Consider the following 19,240-nt stretch of genomic DNA (forward strand, 5'->3'; position numbering starts at 1 on the left):
CCCCCTGGGCTCGGAGGTCCTGGGCCACGGAGCTCAAGTCATTCTCAGCGGCCGCTTTAGAATCGTCCCATCCGCTTATGGAGAGCGTTTCGGGGATACGGAGAAGCGCGCTGGTCGCAGCCTTCAAGACACCGACTGCCTGTTCGTCGCTCATCGCGGCGATGGCGTCGACCTGATGATCGAGGGTGAGCATCCGTTGGGCGAGCGAGCGGGCTTCGCCCTCATCGTTGGTTGCGGTGGCACCGACGACTACGTCTTTCCAATTGAGCCCCAGCGCCTCAACGGCATCTCGATACCCGAGGAGGCGCTGCCGGGTTACGGGGAATTGCACGGTGTCGGGGTCGATACCCGTGACCAGCACCGTCGTGCGCGCGGCGTTGAGGGGGAAGCTGAGGATTGCGGGTCGACGGGCGCCGGCGCCCTGCCGGCCATGCTGCTCACCGGCCGGGCGTTGGACAGGTGGGGGCTTTGGTTCGCTGCGGCGGCGATCCTTGCGCTCGGTGTGGCTGGATTCGGAGTGGCGATAATCGCGCACGGGTTCGCGTCCCTCTGCGTGGGGCTCGTCGTCGTCGGTCTGGCCAGTGGAGCCACGGATGTGGCCATGAATTCGATCGCTGGCCGGGCCGAGCAGGCGTCAGGAGTCTCAATCATCATCCGCTCGGGTGGCCAGTTCTCCAGCTTTGTCGTCCTGTCAAGCATTGCAGCCGGCCTCTCGTCCTGGATCGGCGCACCAGTCTTCATGCCCTTCCTCGTTGTGGCTGCCTTGTCTCTTGCCGCCAGCGCGAGCGTTCTACGGTCACTTTCGACGCAGATCACTGGGGGCCAGGCGAAGCAGAGGCCCCGGTTGCCTGACGTCAACGCACGACTCCGGTACATCCCACTTTTGCTGGTTGGTGTGCTGGGTGCACTCGCGTTTGCGAGCGAGAACGCCCACCAGAGCTGGGGTGCGGTCTTCCTCGAGGACGAGCTCGGTGCCGGGCCAGGCTTCAGCTCCGTAGGGCCAGCCGTCTTCGCTGGTGTCGTCGCCATCGCCCGGTTCTCTGTGGGACGAATTCAACAGGGCAATGAGAGCCCCATCTTGATACTTGGATCGATTACGGCGGCCGTGGGCGCTCTCGTCATCGCGATGTCCCCGACCCTCCCGATCGCCATCCTTGGCCTCATCGTCGCTGCGGCCGGCACCGCAGCGCTGTATCCAACGATGCTCAGCCTCATCTCCCGCGGAGTGGACGAGGCCTATCGCGGCAGGGCCACCGCGATCGTGACCACGGTCTCGTACATCGGGTTTCTCCTCGGGCCGGTCTACGTTGGTCTCTGGTCAGAAGCGACGGGCTTACGAGGAGCCCTCGTGGCTGTCGCCGGACTCGGAATTGTCTTGTCCGTTGTGGCGCTGCCTCTCCTGCGCCTGTCTGGGTACACCCACTACCAGGGGGCCAGGGCTCTTATCAAGAGTTAGACCCGAGTGACTGGGATCGTCGTGCAGCCTCACGCAAGAGGAACCCTTTCCGGGCGAAGGCGGATGCAGCGGCACTGTTCGGTGCGACGATGAATGCTAATTTCGGACGGTTCGAGCGCCGGTTGCGCCGTAGTAAATAAACGCCCCTGAATTGCTCGTCTACACACTCCTGGAAGATTCATGAAATGACCGCCACTCTTCAGCGAATCCTCACCAGCGAATTCCCTTCATGGCTGGACCGCAGCTGCACCGAGTACATCGGAGACTTGGTTGTCCAGGGCGCATCGCCAGAACAAGCTCGGCTCATGGCGGTCGCGAGCATGCTGCGCTCATTTCCGGACGGTGCTCTGAGCCCTGGCAATGAGATCTTTCATGTCATGAGTGAGGCGGGTTGGCCTGTGGGATATCTCTGGATCGGCCAGGATGTCAGCGCCGACCCGGGTGCGTGGTGGGTCTGGGACATTGTCATCAATGCCGACCAACGTGGCCACGGATTCGGGAGGGCCGCCATGCTCCTCGGCCAAGAGTATGCCCGCATACAAGGCGCGCACACTCTCGGCCTGAGCGTCTTCGCATTCAACACCGGCGCCCGCGGTCTCTACGAATCACTCGGCTACGAAATTACTTCGGTGAAGATGCTCAAGAAGCTTGACTGAGCGTTCCGAAAGCGCCAACCTCTGCGGGAACCGATGTTCTCAGCTTATGAGCCAGTCGAAGGCTCGGTCTTCGAGTTTTGGGTTGCGTGCGGCCGAGAGGTGGTCGAGTCCTTCGTGGTCGGTGATGGTGATGTTCGCGGCGGCCGCGGGGTTCTCGGCAGTGAGGACCTCCTTGAATCGGGCCGCCCCAGACGGCGGAACATGAGTGTCGTCGCCACCAAGCTCAAACGCTATTGCTGGCGCATGTCGGTACACAATCGGGTTGGTAAGTGGGTTCAATCGCGTGTAGAGCCATTCGCCGTACGGCGACGGGCTACCTTGGTCAACCAATTCCTCGGGCTGGCCAACTTGCGTCATGCCGGGCCGGGTCCAGTCGGGGGTGGCGACGATAGCGGCAACCCGTTTAACGCGCGGGTCGACACCGGCCAGCGCGACTGAGATATCACCGCCCATGGACACGCCGCCTGCGACGACATCGCTGCTCAGGTCGTGTGTATCGATTGCCCAATAGACGATTCGGAGGGCATCGAGCGTGGTCTGTCCGAGGATGGGCCACATGTGCATGCGGAATCCACCGAACTCTCGCGCCATCAAGTCGTGGGGGGCTTCGGTCGATCGTTCGCCGTGCTGCCACGGGTCAAGGCTCATAGCGAAGTAGCCCACGTTGGACAGGCGGTGCAAGAACGGTGCGACAGTCTCTTTGGTTCCGCCGAGGAATGGAAGCCAGAGCGCGAGGCGACCAAGCGCCAAGACGGGTTTGGGCGTGGACCAAAGGACAGGGATGCCGTCCACGATCGACGAATGCAGGTCGGAGTCGGACTTGAGTGATTGCGGGGACGTCATGGGTTCAGGATATTGAGCGAGTCTGACACGCGGTCAGGTCCGTGTCGTTCGCTGAACGTCGATGGGAATGATTAGCGCGGCCGCAGCCGCAACCCGACCACCGGCCGCGTCAGTTCGGGGCATCGTCCGGGCAGGCGCTTTGGCTGCGGCGTTCCCGCCTTCCGCTTAGGGAATCAGTCGCTGGTCTCGGAGGCTCTGGAAGATTCTCAGGAACATTGCTTCGCTGTCAACATATGTGTGGAAGCCAGCACGTCTCGATTTTGAGGTGTCGGCGATGACGTCGTAATCCCATGCAAAGACGAAGTCGCCAAACTGCCAGGAGGACACATCAGAGTAGGGAGTCTTTGCCAGATCGTGCTTCGCAACCATTGCGTCCCAGAGGTCAGACTTGTCTGCCATCACGTCACTCAGAGTCATCGGCAGCGGTGGCGCTACCTCGAGGTCGAAGAACGCTGCAATTTTCGGCCACATCGACGACCAGCGGAACATGTCCCCGTTAGTGATGTTGAATGCTTGGTTCCTGGTACCGGGGCTCGTTGCCGCCCAGACGGTGGCTTCCACCAGCAGACCCGAGTCCGTCATCTCGATCAGGCTTGTGTAGGCCCCGGGCTTGCCAGGGAACCGAAACGGGACGCCGAGCTCTTTGCTGATGGAGGCGTACACCGCAATCACCATGGCGAGGTTCATGGGGTTACCGAGCCCAATGCCGGCCACAACCGAGGGGCGCAATGCCGACCATGACCAAGCGGCGTCGGCCTGACGGCGCTCAAGGAACTGCTGCTGGTCCACATTGAACTCCGGCGGCATGTGCGGTGGATCGTCCTCACGGGCCGGCGTTGAGAAGGGCCCCAGGTGAGCACCATAGACCTTGTACCCCTGCATCAAACTGATGTGCTCTAGCTTCGGCGCCACGGGTTCGATCGCATCGACAACATTTGTGAGCATCGCCAAGTTGGGCGGCACCAGTTCCGCCCAGCTGGCGCGATCCTGATAGGCGGCATAGAAGACGTGGGTGACCTCAGTCAGGCTGGCGAGCTTCAGAGCGGTGTCGTCCTTGTCCAAAAGGTCAACGGCGATATGCCGAATCGATCCCTGACTCAACCCTCCCCGCCGAGAAAGCCCGATGATCGTCCAGCCTCCCACGCGATCAAGGTGCTCGATCAAGTTCCCGCCGATCACACCCCGTGCTCCGGCGACCAATGCAGTTCTCAGCGCCATGGTTCCCCTTCCATCGTTAAATCGTGATTTATCGATTCCATTTCTAGCACAACATCGCTACATCGCGATATCACGATTTGACGCTATGCTGGAGTCATGGGAGACCTCAGCGACGATCAACTGGTGAGCGCCTTCAAAGCGCTCGGCCACCCAACTCGCTTGGCAATCTTGGGCTGGCTCAAGGAGGGCAACTCATTTCCGCCGCAGGATCGGCCAGCGGACGAGGTCGGAGTGTGCCTCAAGCACATTCAAGCGCGTGCAAACGTGTCGCAGTCCACCGCCTCACAGTTCATGGCGACGCTGCAACGCTCAGATCTTGTGATCTGTACTCGCATCGGCCAGTTCTCGCACTACCGTCGTAACGAGCAGACCATTGCCAAACTCGGCGAGGCCATCGGCGGCGATATCTAGCCACATTGCGGCCCCGTTCGCCGCAAGCCCCGGGCGAACCGGAACCACTATGGCGCTCTGATGTACGCCACCATGGCGGACGTCTACGGACGCAGATTTGGCGCCAATTCGCCGAGACTCCGACGTTTCGGGGGAGTGGCGTTTGGGAACCTCTACCGGTCACGCGCATTCCTCAGCGGGACATGACCCCGGAAGGCTCAGGCCTTACGAGCCGCCACAGAGAACATCAGCGGTACCCTCTCGCGACCCGAGGCCAAAGCAAATCCGGCCGGCGTCTCTACGAGTGGGGGGCAACGGCTTCCAGGGCATAGCGGCCCGTCCACCCTCGCAGGCCGTCGAGGTGCGAGTGTGGTCGACCACGTGCTGCCCGCGGAGGTTCCTTGGCCGTCCCCAGCCTGATCAATCCGTGCAACGTTCGGCTCGCGGCCTCAAGCGTCGTTCGGTCAAGGCCTCGACGGCTTGGAGGCTCAGCGCGTGACCGCGCCGTGCCTCCACGCCGTCAGCTCGCCGGGACGCGACCTCCGGGGTCAGGCGGCCATCGCCCCGTAACGCTTGTGGCCCTTGACGTCGTAGCGGTCGAGCATCATGACCTTCGACCAGACGCGGATGAATTCGCGGACGAACCGCTCTTGCTCGTCGCTGCCCGCGTAGGCGTCGGCGATCGACCGCAGTTGCGCGTTCGAGCCGAATACCAGGTCATTCCGGGAGGCCCTCCAGCGAGCCTCGCCGGTCGCCTGAACCCGACCAGTGAAGGTCATCGCGGTCTCGTCGTCCTTCGTCCAGATGAGGTCGGTGTCGGTCAGATTCACGAGGAAGTCGGTCGTCAGGGCTCCGACGTGATCCGTGAGCACACCTACGTCGGACCCGTCCCAGTTGCTGCCGAGCACGCGGAGCCCGGCGTGCAGGACGGTCCACTCCGGTGCGGTGAGAGTGAACAGGTTCGCCTTGTCGAGGAATGCCGCCTCGGGCGCGACGCCCGGAGCAAACTCTTCGAAGCGCTCGGACACGAAGTTGCGGAACCCGTCCGCAATGGGTCGCAGCCACTCGAACATCTCGATGTCGGTCAACTCCTGCGTCGTGTCGACACGGCCTGGCGTAAACGGCACGCTGGCGTCAGATCCTGCCGCCCGTGCCGCCTGCTCCACGGCGGCGCTGCCGGCGAGGACGATGAGGTCGGCGAGAGATACCTTCCGTCCGCCCGACGTCGCCGTGAAAGCCGCCTGCACGTTCCGCAGCGCGTCGATGACTGGGACGGTGCGTCGGTTGACCGCCCAGTCTTTCTGCGGCGACAAGGCCAGGCGGGCACCGTTCGCCCCTCCGCGCTTGTCGCTGTCGCGGTAGGTCGAGGCGGCGGAGAACGCCGTGTAGACGAGGTCGGGCACGGACAGCCCGGTCGCGAGGACGGCTTCCTTGAGCGCTGCCACGTCGGCCTCGTCGAGTGAGGATCCTGCTGCGTCCGGGAGCGGGTCCTGCCAGAGCAGGTCGTCGGCGATGGTGACCTCCGGGCCGAGGTACCGGTGCTTCGGCCCCATGTCGCGGTGCGTGAGCTTGTACCAGGCCTTCGAGAACGCGAGGGTGAACAGATCGAAGTCGGCCAGGAAACGCTCGCATATGGCCCGATACTCCGGGTCGACCTTGAGTGCGATGTCCGAGGTCATCATCATGAGCGGGTTCATCTGACCAGGTACGTGGGCGTCCGGAGTCTTCGGCGCCTCCGGGTCAGTCGGTGTCCACTGCAGCGCGCCGGCAGGGCTTTTCGTCTGCTCGTAGTCGTACGCGAACAGGTTCTCGAGGTAGGTGTTGTCCCACTGTGTCGGGTTCGGAGTCCAGCTGCCCTCGATGCCGTTGGTCGAAGTGTGCTCGGCACTGCCGGTACCCACCGGGTTGTGCCAACCGAGCCCCATCGACTCGATCGGGGCTTTCTCGGGTGATGGTCCGATGTCGGATGCGGGTACCTGGCCGTGGCTCTTACCGAACGCGTGGCCACCGGCGATCAATGCCACCGTTTCCTCGTCGTTCATCGCCATCCGCGTGAACGTGATGCGAATGTCGCGTGCTGAGCCCAGCGGGTCGCCGTTCGAATAGGGCCCCTCAGGGTTGACGTAAATGAGCGCCTGGTGCGACGCGGCCAGGGGGCTCTGCAGGTCGTAGTCCGCGTCGCCGTTCTGACCATGCCAGCGTTCGTCGCGGCTGACCATCTCGTCGGGGCTCGCGACCGCGTGCGGGTTCCAGACCTCCGGGCCCCACCAGGTGCCGTCGTCCGGTTCCCACGCATCGAGTCGTCCACCACCGAAGCCGTACGTCGGCAGGCCCATCAACTCGAGGGAGCAGTTGCCGGTCAAGACCATCAGGTCGGCCCACGACAGAGCGTTGCCGTACTGGTGCTTGATCGGCTGTAGGAGTCGTCGTGATTTGTCGGTGTTGCCGTTGTCCCACCAGCTTCCGATTGGTGCGAACCGCTGCATCGCGGTGCCCGCTCCGCCACGGCCGTCGGCAATTCGGTACGTGCCGGCGGCATGCCACGCCATTCGGATCATCTGTGGACCGTAGTTGCCGTAGTCCGCCGGCCACCAGTCGACCGATGTGGTGAGCAGTCGCTTGATGTCCGACTTGAGCGTCGTGAGGTCGATCGTGGCGAAAGCCGCCGCGTAGTCGAAGTCCGCGCCGAGCGGGTCGGCGTCTACGCCATTCCGGTGGAGAAGCTCAACCCGGAGACGCTGCGGGTACCAACTGTCCAGGGTCGGCGACCGACCGAAGGTGCCGCCGAGGTGGTCGCCACCTGCTGGCAGCGCACCGCTCATGTGGAAACTGCATGTGTTGGTCTGGTCGTCAGTGCCCATTGATGCTCCCTGTGTACTTTAGCTGGATGAGAAACGGTATCGTCGAGGTCACAATTTAACGATCAAGCGCCGCATCGCAGCAGCGTCAATCTGTGGTGCAGCGATGCTTCGACGCTGCTGTGAGGCGGTGCGTCGCGGGCTGCCGACGTGACGGGAAGCCCGATAGAAAGATCGTATTCCCGCAAGGTGCGCGTGGCATGCCAAGAAAGTGACTGACTTCTAGACGGCGGTGGTGGTGCGGTGGCCGAGCGCACGACGGCCAAACCAAATAAAGCCCTGCGCCGATTGCTGCGGTGCGGGCGATGCGAAGCCCGGTGAAACCGACGCCGGAGGATGGGGGCTGTCGAGAGCTTGATTTCCGCGAATCGTGTTCCGCTCGCGGTGACCTGGGAGCACCCCCGCCAGAGGCTCCTAGTGGGGAACCTTCACCGGAACTGTTTGAGGGCGTCGCTGTAGCGTCGAGGGTCACCGCGGGTTTCATCTGTCACGAGCAGTGCGTGGCGTCCAACTACTCGCGTGTATGAGCCCTGGCACGGGATGCTGACGATCTTGCTCAGCCCGGCGCGCCATGCGGGGATGAGGGCAGTGAGCGACACGCGCTCCGGTTCTTCGTCCAGGGGGATATGGAAATGACCGAACTGAGTCTCGGCCCTGTTCTGATTCCAAACTTCGTATTGGTCCGTGAAGGCTTCGTCCCCGAAATCGTCGCGCCATGATGGCCCTATGAGCGACTTCAGGAGTTCGGCGCGCTCAATCGACCCGTCGCCGGTTCCCCGGAGCTGGTCGAAGATGTTTTCATCGTGAAGTATTCCGGCATGGTGCACGCACGCGTCCCAGATGGAGGACCATGCGTTCTGCCAGGTCTGGGTTCTGTCTGACAATTCCGTTTGAGCATGCGTCCTGACGGATTCGTCCGAGAGCAGAGGGGGGAGATCGTTCGCAGCTGGCTGCAGATTCCAGGCCTCCCGGATCCAGAGCAGGTCGATAAGAGCGTGCGGATTGTCCTCGACGGTGATCAACATGTCGTGCGGCCAGGGGTTCCCTGGGATCGGAACAGATGAACGCATCGCACCCTCCATCGAGCATCAACTGCCGACAGTCTCCCACCGCGCAATGCTCGATGGAGGGAACGACGTGCGAGCATACTCCTTACAAAACACGGCGATTGGTCGGGCGCAGTCCGCCCAAGACCGATTAGATGGAGGGATGGATTGGAACTATCGGTTCTCAGCCGACGTTGCCGATATAGACCGTGACCAAGTGCACCGCTGGATCAGCGAACAGTCTTATTGGGCGCCAGGGAGATCACGTGCCCGGCAGGATGCAGCCATAGACGGCTCACGGAACTTCGGCGTCTACGACACCGAATCGAACGAGCAAGTCGCCTACGCGCGGGTCGTCACGGATGGAGTGACTTTTGCATGGCTTTGCGATGTGTTCGTCGACCCCCAGGTTCGAGGCCGCGGCATTGGCGCTGTCCTCATCGAGGGAGTTTTGGAAGAGTTCGAGCCGCTTGGTCTGCGGCGCATCGCTCTCTCGACCAACGATGCGCATGGCTTGTATTCCAAGTCAGGGTTCACCGCTTTGGGTATCCCCGAGACGTGGATGGAAAGAATCGGCAACCCAAGCGCTTAGTCACCGTCAGACTTCGGGTCGGGAACTCACCTATTCCGTCCTTTCCTGTTGGGTGTCACGGGGGAACCTTCTGCGGGACTTTTCACGGTGCCGATAGCGGATTGTTTGGGCAATCTGGACGGGGCTGTAGTGGTCGTCCTGAAAGTGCCTGCAACGCGGGGGCCTAAGGCAAGGCTGCGCCGAACGCGACGAGCGCCAACCTCTTGTCGTAGCCGTTGGTCCAGCCACTAAAGCTGCGGCCCTAATACCGGCGGGTGATCGCGGGCACTTCGAGGTCGGTGTGTCCCGCGCGACAGGAACCGTTCATCATCCATGCCGAAGCGGCACCGATGCTTATATATTTGCGATTCTGGGGGCCAGCGTTATGCCCGGGCGCCGGTCGTCCGGACAGGCAGGGTGGCGTTTCGTGGAGCGGTGACCTAGATTTTAATCTGCCGCGGAATTCTGCGCAGGGCTGCACATCGATATTCTCTCGGCGGCATTCGAACGAGGAGGTTCGCGGTGGGATACAACGTTGCGCAGAAACTAATTGCTTCTCACCTGCTCAGCGGGGAGATGACGCCGGGGTCCGAGATCGGTCTGCGCATCGATCAGACCCTTACTCAGGATGCAACGGGAACTCTCGTCATGCTGGAACTGGAAGCGCTCGGCCTGGATCGGGCCCGCACCGAAGTGTCCGTGCAATACGTCGACCACAACCTGCTCCAATCCGACAGCAAGAACGCTGAGGACCACGACTTTCTCAGGTCAGCCTGCCAGCGCTTCGGTCTGTGGTTCTCCAAGGCCGGAAACGGCGTCTCGCACCCCACGCATATGCAGCGCTTCGGCATTCCCGGCAAGACAATGGTCGGCTCGGACAGCCACACCCCCGCTGCGGGTTCGCTCGGCATGCTGGCTATCGGGGTGGGCGGCATCGAAGTGGCTCTCGCGATCGCCGGAGAGCCGCTTTACATTCGTATGCCTGAAATCTGGGGCGTGCACCTCACTGGCCAGCTTCCGCCGTGGACGAGCGCCAAAGACGTCATTCTCGAGATGCTGCGCCGTCACGGCGTCAAGGGCGGGGTGAATCGCATTGTCGAGTACTACGGCACGGGCCTGATGAACCTCACCGCGATGGACCGGCACGTGATCGCCAACATGGGCGCCGAACTGGGGGCTACGACCACGGTATTCCCGGCCGATGAACAGGTGAGAACGTTCCTGAAGGCCGAACAACGTGAGGGTGACTTCGTCCCGCTGCTCGCCGATGCGGATGCAACCTACGACGTGAACGAAGAGATTGATCTGTCGACGATCGTGCCGCTGATCGCGCTACCCAGCTCCCCAGGCAACGTCGTACCGGTGAGCGAAGTCGCCGGTCGCCCGGTTGCGCAGGTCGTCATCGGCTCCTCGGCCAACCCAGGGCTGCGCGACTTCGCGATCGTCGGCGCTATCGTCAAGGGACGCCAATCCCACACGGGAGTCTCCTTCGACGTCAATCCGAGCTCCCGGCAGATTTTGCAGGATTTGACCCGCATGGGATCCACCCTGGACTTGATCAGTGCCGGTGCGCGGCTACACCAGTCGGGGTGTATGGGCTGCATTGGAATGGGTCAGGCCCCCGCGAACGGCAGCATCAGCCTGCGCACGATGCCGCGGAACTTTCCCGGTCGCTCAGGCACCAAGGAAGATTCCGTCTACCTGTGTTCACCGGAAACGGCCGCTGCGGCCCTTCTCACCGGAAAGATCACCGACCCACGCGACTTGGAAGAACTGTTCGCCCTGACCTATCCCAGGCTGGAATTACCAGCGACGTCGAGCGTCAACCTGGCCATGCTCGAGGCGCCATTACCCATCGAAGAGGCGCTGAAGGTTGCCCTGGTCAAGGGCGACAACATCTCGTCGCTACCTATGTTCACTCCGCTGGCCGATAGCATCGCGGCACCGGTCATTCTCAAGGTGGGCGATGACATTTCAACGGATGAGATCCTGCCGGCCGGCGCGCGGGTGCTGCCTTACCGCAGCAACATTCCCAAGCTCGCCCGATTCACCTTCGACCAAGTCGATGAGTCCTACACGACTCGCGCGGAGGTTACGCGCGAGGCGACCGGACACATCATCGTCGCCGGCGCTAATTACGGGCAGGGCTCCTCACGCGAACACGCCGCCATCACTCCGCGTTTCCTGGGCTTGCGCGCGGTGCTCGCCGTGTCGTTCGCCCGGATCCACTGGCAGAATCTTGCCAACTTCGGTGTGCTCGCGCTCGAATTCGTGAATCCGTCCGATCATGATCGAGTGCAGCGCGACGACGTGCTCGTGCTCACCGGCATTCGCGATTCCCTGGCTGCCGGCACCGAGATCACCGTGCACAATGAGACTCGCAAGGAGGACTACCCCGCCCGGCAGAACTTCTCACAGCGGCAGATCAACATGCTGCTCGCGGGCGGACTCATTGCCTGGCTGAACGAGAGGAGCGCGAACACGGCCCGCGATCGAGACTGAACCGTGCCGTTTGCAGGCCCGTCCCCAGCGGGCCCGACAGCGTGATCTGGATTTGATGACCCGGTTGTCCTAGGCTCAAAGTCATCTCTTCGTGAAGGGAGCCCTGCCACTGTGACGTACGTTATTGCTCTTCCCTGCGTCGATGTGAAAGATCGGGCCTGCATCGAAGAATGCCCGGTCGACTGTATTTACGAGGGCGAACGGATGCTCTACATCCACCCCGATGAGTGCATCGACTGCGGTGCCTGTGAACCGGTATGTCCAGTCGAGGCGATCTACTACGAGGATGACGTGCCGGAGCACTGGGCCGAGTACTATAAGGCTAACGTCGAATTCTTCGACGACATCGGCTCCCCGGGCGGGGCCGCCAAGGTGGGCACATTTGCCAAGGATCACCCCTTGATTGCTGTACTACCGCCGCAGGCTGCCGCCTGAGGAACCCCTTTCTCGATCGTGCGCCCCCCGAACTCCTATGGGTCATCGATTTGGGGAACTCATCACCGAGTCTTTGCCACCGTGAACAGTACCGCCGCGTCTTCTACTGCTTCGAGTGCGTGTCGACCCTCCGGCACGATCAGCAGCTCGCCCGGTGAGCCACTCCAGGAGTTCACACCCGAGATGAGGACGACGCGTCCGTGCAGCACGAAAAAGGTCGCGTCACCGGGATTCTCATGCGCATCCAACTTGGCGCCCGCACGCAAGGCGATCACAGTCTGGCGGAGCGTGCGTTCGCTGCCTCCATACACGGTCTTCGCACTTCGGCCGCTGCTGACCTGCCGGGCATGATCCAACTCGTGACGCACAAGAGCAGTCAACGACGACTTCATCATGAGGCACCTCTCTTCGCGCGGCACTGCGCTTGCTGATGTGATCCCCAGCATACTGTCGCCTCCAGACATTCCCATGTCGCGAGCACGGCTACAGAAACCGAACCCTCTGCCCCTTCTGTGATTAGATCGACCAGGCGAACCGGAACTTCTCTGGCAGTTGGTCGGCGTCGGCCGACCCGTAGTGATCGAGTTCCCAGCGTCGAACTGCAAGCACGGCCTGGATGATCTGAGGGCCGAGAATGTGGGCAGCGAGTTCGGAAGCGGCGAGAGCATCGAGCGTTGCTCCCAGAGCGGAGGGAAGCAGCACCGTCGCCGAGGCGAGTTGCTGCTCTTCGGTCTGGTCGGCCGGATTCGCGGTGACCTCCGCTGGAAGCACCGTCGATGACCGGATGCCCTCGAGCGCGGCGCCGAGGATGACCGCGGTCGTCAGGTAAGGGTTCGACGACGGATCGACAATCTTGATTTCGACGTTGGCGCCTTGCGGATTGCCGCGGGTGGCTTCGAGGAAACGAACCGCCGCCCCGCGATTCTCCCGACCCCAGCAGGCATATGCGCCCGAAAAGAGTCGGGGGCGCAACCGCGCCCCCGAGAGGATCGATCCGCCGAGAACGCCCTGGATACCGGGGAGTGCGGCGATCACCCCGGCGATGGAAGACGCTCCATCGGTGGTCATGCCATGGGGTCCGTCGCCGCCGGAGAAGAGAGGTTCACCATTGCGGCTGAACGAGTAATGGACGTGCGCCGCATTCCCGCCGCCCCCGCTGATAGGGAAGGGAGAGAATGATACCCGCAGGTTGTGTTTGCGCGCCAGCCTCCCGGTGATCAGGCGGGCGAGAACTACCTCGTCGGCCGCCTGAAGTGGTGTGGCCGGTGGCAGCGAGAACTCGACCGTGGAGGCAAAGAACTTGGCGTGTAGTTGCTCGAGCGGGATTCCGGCGGCGGCGGTGGCGGATAGCAATTCGGTGATGAAGGCCTCGTGGTCGAGTACCGGACCGAGACCGTACGGTGTCCAGCCCGCGCGTGGGAGCGGGGTTCCGTCCGCGGCGGTGATGGTGAACTCGATCTCGTGCCCCACGAGCGCCTCAAGCCCGGCTTCCTCGATGTCGTGTTGGATGCGGCGAAGCCGCCCCCGCGGATCGATGGCGAGTGGTGCGCCGTTCTGGTCGAAGATCTCCGTTGGAGCCCAAGCGAGACCTCCATCGAGGATTCGGAGAGCGTCGAGATCGAGTCTCAGTCTCATATCGCCGACGACGCCGAGGTCGGGTGTCAATGCAATGCCACCGTCGATGCAGAAGATGTTCCACACCGGCGGGGCGCCGAGACCGGATGAAGCGAACGTCGCCAGTCGATCAACCGGGATGGTTTTGGCCAGGTAGATGCCGGCTGGGTTCGCCAGCGTTCCTACGATGATGCCGACGCCGGCTTCGGAGAGCCGTTCGGCCACCTCGCCGATCCGGCAGTCGCTGAACTCGGGGAGAATAGACTCTGTCGCCATACCGACATGCTGGCAGGACTGAGCGTTGTTAGGAAACTCGCATTGACATCCGGCCACGGGTCCCAACGGGTGAGTGAGTGCTGGTCGGGACCTGGCGCACAGAGGGAAGGATAAACGCGGCGATGATCTGCCGCCGGAGTTCGCGGGGCCGGGAGCGCGCACGACGCTCTGACTGCCCGCCCAGCAACCTACAAACCCGGCGGAACCGCTCATCGTTCGCCGGGGTCAAAGGCGGTCAGGACGGCGGCAACAGGTAGCCGCGCAGGAACTCATCGAATGCGGCGGGCATGTCGACGCTCCCGTCGATGTCGACTGCGCGCATCTGTCTCTTGAACTGAGTGCTTCAGAACCGGCGGATACAAGGCACTGACACCTGCTCTGGAGCGACGCGGGCATAGATCTCAATGCGCCAAATAGTGTTCACAGAACGCCGCCACAGAGCGCCAAAAGTCACAATTCCGGTCAATTCCGGCGTCGTGAGACGCCCTATATCCGTAGGGTTTCGAGACAGCGACGTCGCCACGCACGCTGTCTTGAGCCGCTCAACGAAGCCTTGTCACCTCCTAGAACGGGCCGGCGACAGCAGGTTCGACCACGGGAGTGGAGAGGTGCCCAAAGATGACGGCGAAAAGCAAGTTCAGCTCTTGGGTGACTCCGTCTGCATCCGCCCCGTGACGTTCTCGGAATTGGTCAAGGGTCTTTGTGGCCTCTCGGAATCTACCTGCGGCCAGAACCTTGTCTGGTCCGAGAGATGGCACACCGTAGTAGGACTCAAGGGCTCCGCGTTCGAGAATATGTGCCCCGGAGGCGTGCAGCTGCACATTGAGTTTTCGTTTTTCGACCGCGATGTCGCCTGTGCCGTTCGACAACACTGTTAAACGCTCTCGGCCACGCGACAGGTCGAATAGTTGACCCAGGAGTCCTTCGAGAGTCTGGAGGTCTCCCCGCTCCGGGAATTCGTCAAGCTCGTCGAAGTCATTCTGCGCCTCAACCCATAGCTCGCGGGCGCTGGCCTTACGCTTGAAACTATCCACCGCCTTGCCGGACAGAGGCGCTGGTTCGGATGCCAGCAGGCATTCGACATCCTCAAGGATTCTCTGTCGCATCACGGCGGCTTGGTGGTCTTTCGAGACTTTGGTAAATCCGTCGAGTAGGACGTCCAAGTCGCCAATGGCAAATACCGGCACTTCAAAACGGCCGAAGAAATCTCGATAGCGCTGAATGCTGGATTTGCCACCCGTACGGACGAAGACCACTCCATGGTCCACGTGATTCCAGTCTTTATTCAGAAGTTGCGCAATATAGGGGGAGCACGACGGCGTCGCTGTCACCTTCAACCAGCACGATAGCGCGCGCAAACAACGCAGCTTCGTTGTTCTCGTGACAGATGAGTTGAAGCGCGTCTTTCTCGGACATGTTCGACCGTAGGTCCAAATCCACCACTTCAACTCCCGCAGGGGACTTTCGTAAACGAGCGAAAGTTGCTGTGGTGCTGGAGTTCAAGAAAACTAGAGAATGAGTCGTAACGAGCACCGGATGGTCGGTGGAAAATCTAACCAAGGTGTCGAACAGCTGGCGCTGAGCGCGAGGGTGCAGATACAGCTCCGGTTCCTCAAACAGGAGCAAATAGCTTGCGCGCGCGGCCGTGCTCTCATCAGCTTCGCGGAGCCCACTGTCTTTCAACGCGGTGTAGGCCCTCAAGATCGCAAAGGCCACAGTGCGCTTCAGCCCGTCTCCCTTGCTGGCTATAGAGCCACGGTGGCCGTCGTCAATGTCGATCTCAGCACTTCCTAGGATCGAACGCAGCTCAGGTGCTGGAACTCTAACTTCGAGACCGACACCGGGAAAGCTCTCGCGCACGAAGCCTTGAATCGTGCTTTCAATGAGCTTGACCTCATCGAGTCGGGCGTCGATCGTCTCTCCGCTATCATCCAGGTGCCGACTCAGCCGTTTATGAATGGACCGAAAGGATTTTTCGATGTCCTGAAACTCGTCGGAGACCGCATCGAGCAGGATTTTGAGCAGCTTCCCGAAGGTAGCCGTTTCTGAAGTCTTGGTTTCAGCGGTCGCGTCCTTGACGGCTTCGATATAAATGACTTCCGGCAACATTGGCCTGAGCGCGGCATCGATACCCGTCTTAAGCGGAACGACCCGTCGTTCCAGTTCTTCCGCGGGCAACTGGGTTATGAGGTCGGCTAGCTTGGCGCGGGCATCGACCATCGTGGCCTTCTCAGGGAGGAGCGCATTCATTTCAGGAAGGTGCTGAATAATCGCGGCGCGCAGGGCAGGGTTCTTTTTCCCGATCATGACTGCGTTCAGGGCATCTTCTGACCATCGCTCGTCGCGCGGTGCCTGAGCAAACGTCCGCAAGACGACTTTCTCACCTGGCGTAGCAATGCGAACGAGAGTGAGGGAACCTTCGACCAGCATCGCGGCGACTCGTGAGCGTTGTTCGTCGTCAGCTATACGGGCGAGGTCTGATTCAGTCACCTCGTCGAAATGAACTTCTACGCTCAAGGGCTTTGACGGATCGTAGAAATCCGAGGCATCGAGCTTCCCGGGCGGAGAACCCTTCAAGGCGAAGTGGAGGGCGTGCAGCACCGATGACTTGCCAGCGTTGTTTTCTCCGATGAGGCACCCGAACGACGAGAGCGATAGCTCCGTAGAGACGTGTGCACGGAAGTTCTTGATTTTGACGCTAGAAAGCCTCATAGCTTTTCCCCCATTGATCTTGGACTGAGACTAGCTGAGCACCTTCTTGACTGGCTCCCCCCAAGAGGCCCGACGCCTCCTCGGCGACGCCCGCTGACGAGAAATGCAGTGCGCGGGCTGCACCTTGTTTGTCCGAGTGTCTCGTATCCTGTGTGCCTCATGACCCATGGGATGTAAGACACTGACGACTGCTCCGGATCGACGTGGGCATACAGCTCAATGCGCCAAATAGCGATCACAGAACGCCGCCATAGGGCGCCATAAGTCACAAGCTGGGGGTCAGGAACTGGCCTTCTACATGCGGGCAGCTGCTAGATGCATCGACATTAGACGTGGCTGGCGGCTTCGGCGCGCTCACGGATGACCTCGAATATGTCCTCACGGTAGCGCGCCGAGGTCCGATGCTTCGTGCCGGCCTCCATCTCCTTCACGAGCTTCTCGATTGATTCGGCATGACGGAATCCACCCCCGGCAGCGAAGTAGGCCCTCAGCCAAGCAACGGTATCCACCGCGTAACCCTTCGCGGCAAAGGCGCGAACCAGTTGCACGACAGCGTCCTTTCCACGCCCGGAGCTGAGCCCGTTGTACTCCTCGTTGACCATCATTTCTGCTGCGGCGACCATGAGGGGATCAGCTGCAGGTACCTCCTCCTGTGTGTGAAGGTTGAGGGCGCAGAGTCCGTCCAGCCAGAGGCGAATGATGTCCCATGGCGACGAGATCAAGACAAAAAGCCGGGAGACCAGGCCGGCAGCGACTGCCGCACGAATCGCTTCCAACTCTCTCTGCTCGTAGGGGTGGAGCACGATGATGGCATGAGGGCGGGTTTCGTTTCCGGGTGTGAGATTTCGGAGCTCGCTGATGTTGACGACCGTGCGGTCACTCAAGTTGGGTGCGATGAATTCAGCAGCCTCAAGATCAGCACTACGGTCGTCTGCGTTGAACTTCCCAACATCGGCAACTGCGAATAGGTAAGGTGCTTCACCGACCCACCTTCGGATTGCAGCGCTCTGAGGAACCATGGCGGTTCCGTGCTGTGCCCAGTCTTCGCGGATCATATATGCGAGTTCAGTCATTGCCTCAGTATCGCGGGGACCACTGACCCTCAGTCTGTTCGTTTCTCTCGAGTCCTTCGGAATTTGTCAAGGTGAATGAGGCCAGCGTGAGTTTAGGCGGCTAGTTTCGGCTCCACGTTTTGAGCTTCGGCTGGCTTGTTGATCCAGGCCGCGTCGGGGGTGGCGAGGATCTTCGGGTCGCAGCCGGTGCTGAAGCGCTCGGGGTTCCGGGCGCGCGCGGTGGCGAGGGTCGCCGCCCGCTCGACGGCCTTGCCGGCGGCGAGGCCATAGTGGACGTCGGCAGGGGTGTTGAGCCCGATGCCCGTGTGCCGGTGGCTGTGGTTGTAGCCCTCGACGAAGGTGTTCATGAACCGTCGGGCGTCGCCGAGGGTGCCGAAGCGTTCCGGGAACACGGGGGCGAATTTGAGGGTCTTGAACCACGCCTCTGAGTAGGGGTTGTCGTTGCTGACCCGGGGCCGGGAGTGCGACTTGGTGACCTCGAGATCTGAGAGGAGCGCGGCGACGGTCTTGCTCGTCATCGACGTGCCTCGGTCGGCGTGGACGACCTGCGGGGTGCCATGGATGGAGAAGGTCTCCGTCATCATCTCGGCGGCGAGGATCGCGGACTCGGCCGGATGGACCTTCACGCCAACGATATAGCGGGAGTAAATATCGATCATCACGTAGCAGTCGTAGTACTTGCCCTTGATCGGGCCGGGCAGTTTCGTGATGTCCCACGTATAGACCTGGCCGGGGCCGGTAGCGACAAGTTCCGGGATCGCGCGGGCCGGGTGGCGGGCCAATCGGCGGCGTTCCTTGACCTGCTGGTTCTCGGCCAACACCCGGTAGATCGTGGAGATCGACGCCAAATACACGCCCTCGTCGAGCAGCTGCGCGTAGATCTGGATCGGCGGCAAATCCACGAACCGGGCCGAGTTCACCACCGCCAGGATCCGGGCCCGCTCGAGGACATCGAGCCGATTCGCCGGCACCACCACCTGCCGGGCGGCCCGGGTGCGAGGCGTGCGGGTCGCGGTCGCCCGAGGCAACCCGACCAGGCTGGCGGCCGTCCGGGTCGGAACGCCGCGGCCGGTGAGATCGCGGTAGGTGGTCATCACGGTTTCGTGTGCGGTGTTTCGTCCCGCGAGCTCTTCGAAAGATTTTCGAGTAGCTCGTGCATTTTTGACATGATCTCCAACGCCACCCCCGTCGTTTCCAACCTCCGTTCCGTCAACTCAAGTTGGCGGCGGAGCCGGGCGATCTCGGCCTGCTCGGGCGTGAGCCGGCCGATCTTCTCCCCAGGTTTCTTGCCCTGCAGCACCCCCGCATCGCGTAGTTTTCGCCACTCCGTGATCTGGGAGGAATAGATGCCCTGCACCCGCAAATACGCGCCGCCCCCGTTGCTGGAGATGGCGTCCTCGTAGGCGGCGAGGTGGTCGAGTTTCTGCTTCGGCGTGAACGAACGCCGGGGCGTGGGGCCGCCCGCGCGCGGGCCGGGACTGCTGTTGTTCATGGGACTATCGTCGCGCACGGCGATCAACGATGGGCTGGACATGGTGGGACTTCCTGATTCTCGCCCTACGTCAAACGGCGGACTTGCTCCGAGCTACT

General features: G+C 61.9%; 16 protein-coding genes. 6 read left to right on the forward strand and 10 right to left on the reverse strand.

All coding sequences use genetic code 11. The features are described 5' to 3' along the window. Positions 1–175: 175 nt before the first annotated feature. Together E3O18_RS10925 and E3O18_RS10930 are read left to right on the forward strand one after the other, a co-directional pair. Complete coding sequence (locus tag E3O18_RS10925) at positions 176–1,456, forward strand: MFS transporter (RefSeq protein ID WP_134418088.1); 1,281 nt, start codon at positions 176–178, stop codon at positions 1,454–1,456. A gap of 185 nt (positions 1,457–1,641) precedes the next feature. Further along, positions 1,642–2,112 (forward strand): GNAT family N-acetyltransferase, encoded by a 471-nt coding sequence (locus E3O18_RS10930; protein WP_134418089.1) that lies wholly within the window; start codon positions 1,642–1,644, stop codon positions 2,110–2,112. A 39-nt stretch (positions 2,113–2,151) separates the two neighbouring features. Here E3O18_RS10930 and E3O18_RS10935 read toward each other — a convergent pair whose 3' ends face one another. After that, positions 2,152–2,955 (reverse strand): alpha/beta hydrolase, encoded by an 804-nt coding sequence (locus tag E3O18_RS10935; protein ID WP_134418090.1) that lies wholly within the window; start codon positions 2,953–2,955, stop codon positions 2,152–2,154. A 165-nt stretch (positions 2,956–3,120) separates the two neighbouring features. Further along, positions 3,121–4,173 (reverse strand): SDR family oxidoreductase, encoded by a 1,053-nt coding sequence (locus tag E3O18_RS10940; protein WP_134418091.1) that lies wholly within the window; start codon positions 4,171–4,173, stop codon positions 3,121–3,123. Positions 4,174–4,269: 96 nt separating this feature from the next. Here E3O18_RS10940 and E3O18_RS10945 point away from each other — a divergent pair, with 96 nt between their 5' ends. Continuing rightward, positions 4,270–4,584: a metalloregulator ArsR/SmtB family transcription factor gene (locus E3O18_RS10945; RefSeq protein WP_134394823.1), complete on the forward strand. Its 315-nt coding sequence runs from the start codon at positions 4,270–4,272 to the stop codon at positions 4,582–4,584. A gap of 527 nt (positions 4,585–5,111) precedes the next feature. Here the strand turns inward: E3O18_RS10945 and katG are convergent. After that, positions 5,112–7,385: a catalase/peroxidase HPI gene (katG, locus tag E3O18_RS10950; protein ID WP_198410918.1), complete on the reverse strand. Its 2,274-nt coding sequence runs from the start codon at positions 7,383–7,385 to the stop codon at positions 5,112–5,114. A 464-nt stretch (positions 7,386–7,849) separates the two neighbouring features. After that, a complete protein-coding gene (locus E3O18_RS10955; protein ID WP_134418094.1) occupies positions 7,850–8,446 on the reverse strand; it encodes a hypothetical protein in 597 nt (198 codons plus the stop codon). 184 nt (positions 8,447–8,630) lie between these two features. Between E3O18_RS10955 and E3O18_RS10960 the strand changes: the two genes are divergently transcribed. The 3 genes from E3O18_RS10960 to fdxA all read left to right on the forward strand — a co-directional run bounded on the left by E3O18_RS10960 (position 8,631) and on the right by fdxA (position 11,975). Further along, positions 8,631–9,059 carry a GNAT family N-acetyltransferase gene (locus tag E3O18_RS10960; RefSeq protein ID WP_134418095.1) on the forward strand — a complete coding sequence of 143 codons (429 nt, stop codon included), beginning with the start codon at positions 8,631–8,633 and terminating at the stop codon, positions 9,057–9,059. 501 nt (positions 9,060–9,560) lie between these two features. Next, a complete protein-coding gene (locus E3O18_RS10965) occupies positions 9,561–11,540 on the forward strand; it encodes an aconitate hydratase (protein ID WP_134396246.1) in 1,980 nt (659 codons plus the stop codon). A gap of 111 nt (positions 11,541–11,651) precedes the next feature. Next, the gene (fdxA, locus tag E3O18_RS10970) at positions 11,652–11,975 is read left to right on the forward strand and encodes a ferredoxin (RefSeq protein ID WP_134418096.1); all 324 of its coding nucleotides are present in this window, start codon (positions 11,652–11,654) and stop codon (positions 11,973–11,975) included. A gap of 62 nt (positions 11,976–12,037) precedes the next feature. Here fdxA and E3O18_RS10975 read toward each other — a convergent pair whose 3' ends face one another. The 6 genes from E3O18_RS10975 to E3O18_RS11000 form a co-directional block, all read right to left on the reverse strand. Continuing rightward, complete coding sequence (locus E3O18_RS10975) at positions 12,038–12,370, reverse strand: LuxR family transcriptional regulator (RefSeq protein ID WP_134418097.1); 333 nt, start codon at positions 12,368–12,370, stop codon at positions 12,038–12,040. A gap of 121 nt (positions 12,371–12,491) precedes the next feature. Continuing rightward, entirely contained in the window at positions 12,492–13,865 is a 1,374-nt protein-coding gene (locus tag E3O18_RS10980) for a glutamine synthetase (protein ID WP_134418098.1), read from the reverse strand. 563 nt (positions 13,866–14,428) lie between these two features. Continuing rightward, the gene (locus E3O18_RS10985; protein WP_134396242.1) at positions 14,429–15,133 is read right to left on the reverse strand and encodes a hypothetical protein; all 705 of its coding nucleotides are present in this window, start codon (positions 15,131–15,133) and stop codon (positions 14,429–14,431) included. Between the two features lie 13 nt (positions 15,134–15,146). Then, the gene (locus E3O18_RS10990; protein WP_134396241.1) at positions 15,147–16,577 is read right to left on the reverse strand and encodes an AAA family ATPase; all 1,431 of its coding nucleotides are present in this window, start codon (positions 16,575–16,577) and stop codon (positions 15,147–15,149) included. Positions 16,578–16,903: 326 nt separating this feature from the next. Further along, positions 16,904–17,650 carry a hypothetical protein gene (locus E3O18_RS10995; RefSeq protein WP_134396240.1) on the reverse strand — a complete coding sequence of 249 codons (747 nt, stop codon included), beginning with the start codon at positions 17,648–17,650 and terminating at the stop codon, positions 16,904–16,906. A gap of 92 nt (positions 17,651–17,742) precedes the next feature. Continuing rightward, positions 17,743–19,142, reverse strand: a protein-coding gene (locus E3O18_RS11000) for an IS3 family transposase (RefSeq protein WP_134418100.1) whose coding sequence is annotated in 2 segments (ribosomal slippage) — positions 17,743–18,815 and positions 18,815–19,142 — 1,401 coding nt in all. Because the reading frame shifts where the segments join, the coding sequence is not laid out codon by codon here. Positions 19,143–19,240: the final 98 nt, after the last annotated feature.

This window comes from Cryobacterium sp. TMT2-42-4, from assembly GCF_004402645.1.
GTDB lineage: Bacteria > Actinomycetota > Actinomycetes > Actinomycetales > Microbacteriaceae > Cryobacterium > Cryobacterium sandaracinum.